Annotated in this window: 1 protein-coding gene and 1 pseudogene; both read left to right on the top strand. The window is 67.8% G+C overall.

The genetic code is table 11. The features are described 5' to 3' along the window. Positions 1-288 (top strand): annotated as a pseudogene (locus PSRA_RS09000) (YccF domain-containing protein); the annotation flags it as partial. An 88-nt stretch (positions 289-376) separates the two neighbouring features. Next, entirely contained in the window at positions 377-2,170 is a 1,794-nt protein-coding gene (locus tag PSRA_RS08995) for an IS3 family transposase (protein WP_094661552.1), read from the top strand. Positions 2,171-2,823: the final 653 nt, after the last annotated feature.

The raw sequence follows: 2,823 nt of genomic DNA, 5'->3' as shown, positions 1-2,823 counted from the left end.
GGAGGAGTGCTGTGCCTCACGATTGTCGGCATCCCGCTCGGACGCAAGTGCTTCAAGGCGGCGGAGCTCACGCTTGCGCCGTTCGGCCGCGAAGTGGTGTAGGGCGGCGGCGTGGGGTCGGCGCTCGGCAACTTCCTGCGGGCCATCACTTTCGGATGGATGTTCGCGCTGAGCTACGTCCTCGCCGGCATATTCAACTGCGTCACGATTATCGGGATTCCCTTCGGCAGGCAGGCCTTCAAGCTGGCCAAGCTCGCCTGGGCCCCCTTCGGCGCCGAGATCCTCTAAGCTCAGCACAGACTGAGTTCCTCCCCAATAACAATGTGATGGCTTGCGAGGTGGTGACGTTTTCTTGGACTTTTGACTGGAGGGCGTCATGGCTAGTTATACGCGGGAGCAGAGGCTCAGGGCGTGTGAGTTGTATGAGCGGCTGGACCGGAGCGCGACGGCCGTGGTGCGGGAGCTGGGGTATCCGGCGAGCCGGCATTCGGTGCGCGCGTGGTACCGCCGGTACGCGTCGGAGAGGTACGGGGGCGTGCCGGGCAGGGTCGCGCCCGCGAGGGTGCCGGCGCCGGCGGGCGGGTATCCCGAGGGGCTCAGGCGCGCGGCGGTGGAGCATTTCCTGACGCATGGCCGGTGCGTGCAGCGCACGTGCCGGTGCCTGGGGTATCCGTCTCCCGGGACGCTGCGCAAGTGGGTGGACCGGGCCGATCCGTCGCGGCGGGTTCCCGCGGCGGGCGGCGTGCCGGTGGCGCCGGCGGCGGGGTCCGTGAGAGGATTGGAGGGCCGGGACCCCGGCGGACTGGAGGAGCCGACCATGGATGACGTGACGGGGCGCGCCGTGCGCGCCGGCGCGGCCGACGCCGCGCGGACGGGAGGGGCCGGAGGGCCCGCGGCCAAGGCCGCGGGAAAGCCTGCCGGGAAGGCGGCGGGAAAGCCTGCCGCCAAGGCCGCGGGGAAGACCGCCGCCAAGGCGGCGGGAAAGCCTGCCGGGAAGGCGGCGGGAAAGGCCTCCGGCAAGCCGGCCGCCAGGGCCGGGGAGGCGGTCTCGGCGGCGGACGTGGAGGAGCTGCTCCGGGTCATCGCGTCCCTGCGCGAGCAGGCCGACGCCCTGCGCCGGGAGGCGGACGAGCTGCGGGGCGAGACGGAGTCCCTGCGCGACGAGGCGGAGTCCCTGCGCGGCAAGGCGCGGGAACGCTGCCGGGAGCTCAGGGACCTCGAGATCGACCTCGAGATCCGCCGGGGCACGATCGAGCTGTTGGGAAAAGAGCCGGGCGCAGACCCTGACAACCTGTCGAACCGGGAAAGGTCCCTCCTCGCGGACCGGGTCGCCGAACGCACCGGCGAGCCCGTCGGCTCCCTGCTGGCGCGCGTGGGCGTCGCGCGCAGCACGTACTACTACCACAGGCGCGTCAGGGAGCTGCCCGACAGGGACGGGCCCCTGCTGGACGAGATACGCGACGTGTTCGAGGCCAGCGGCCGGCGCTACGGGTACCGGCGCGTGTGGGCGGCGCTGCGCCTCAGGGGCACGGTCGTGTCGGCCAGGCGGGTCATGCGCCTGATGACCGGCAACGGGCTGGTGCCCCCGTTCAAGAGCTCGCGCCGCTACTCCTCGTACAAGGGCGAGCTGTCCGACGCGCCCGCGAACATCGTCAACCGCGACTTCCACGCGGACGCGCCCAACAGGCTGTGGGTCACGGACATCACCGAGTTCTCCATCCCCGCGGGCAAGGTCTACCTGTCGCCGGTCATCGACTGCTACGACGGCATGCCCGTGGCATGGACGATCGGGACGAGCCCGAACTCGGCCCTGTCCAACGGCATGCTGCGCAAGGCGTGCGCCGCGCTCAAACCGGGCGAGGGACCCGTGATCCACTCGGACCGGGGATGCCACTACCGGTGGGACGGGTGGATCTCGATCTGCGAGGAGAACGGGCTGGTGCGTTCGATGAGCGCGAAGGGCTGCAGCCCCGACAACGCGGCGGCCGAGGGCTTCTTCGGACGCCTCAAGCAGGAGTTCTTCCACAAGCGCTCCTTCGCGGGCGTCTCCCTGCGGGAGTTCATCCGCAGGCTCGACGAGTACATGACGTGGTACCGCGACGAACGCATCAAGACCGAGTTCGGCACCAGCATCGCCGCGCGGCGACGCGAGCTCGGACTCATGGCATAATGAAAACCAACGACAACGCAGTCCAACAAAACAGCACCACCCCCTTGCGGACAACAATCCACGATTTTTGGGCTCTAGACCCTCGAAAATGCCCGTAAGTCGTACCGCTGTTTTCGATTCTGGAACAGTGGTACGGCTTACGGGCAGATTTTTCTTCATTCGGAATCTTCTGAGCTCAACGGTGCCTCTCGCTGGCACGGGGGTGACCAGTGAGACCGACTGTTGGGGGATGGGCCGTTGGGAATGCGTCGGTTCTGTCCCAACGGTGCCTCTCGCTGGCACGGGGGCGACCAGTGAGAGGCACCGTTGGCGGGGAGACCGAGTGTTTTCAACGCCGGTTCGTTCAACGGTTGGTCTCGCTGGCACTGAGGCGACCAGTGAGACCGACTGTTGGGGGATGGGCCGTTGGGAATGCGTCGGTTCTGTCCCAACGGTGCCTCTCACTGGCATTGAGGCGACCAGTGAAGGCCACCGTTNGNGGGGAGGAGGAGGGGGGGAAAGTCTGGTCTGTTCAACGGCTGGTCTCACTGGCACGGGGGCGACCAGTGAAGCCCACCGTTGGCGGTATGCGGAATCACGAATGAATCCGATGCCCCTCTCCCCAAGAAAAAGGGGAGAGCTTGCGGACCAAAATCCACGATTTTGGGGCCAAA

Source organism: Pseudoscardovia radai (genome assembly GCF_002259605.1).
Taxonomy (GTDB): domain Bacteria; phylum Actinomycetota; class Actinomycetes; order Actinomycetales; family Bifidobacteriaceae; genus Pseudoscardovia; species Pseudoscardovia radai.
This window is presented reverse-complemented; position numbering and strand designations above follow the sequence as displayed.

Coding starts and splice junctions, on each gene's coding strand:
- PSRA_RS08995 (WP_094661552.1), top strand. CDS start 377: ATGGCTAGTTATACGCGGGAGCAGAGGCTCAGGGCGTGTGAGTTGTAT.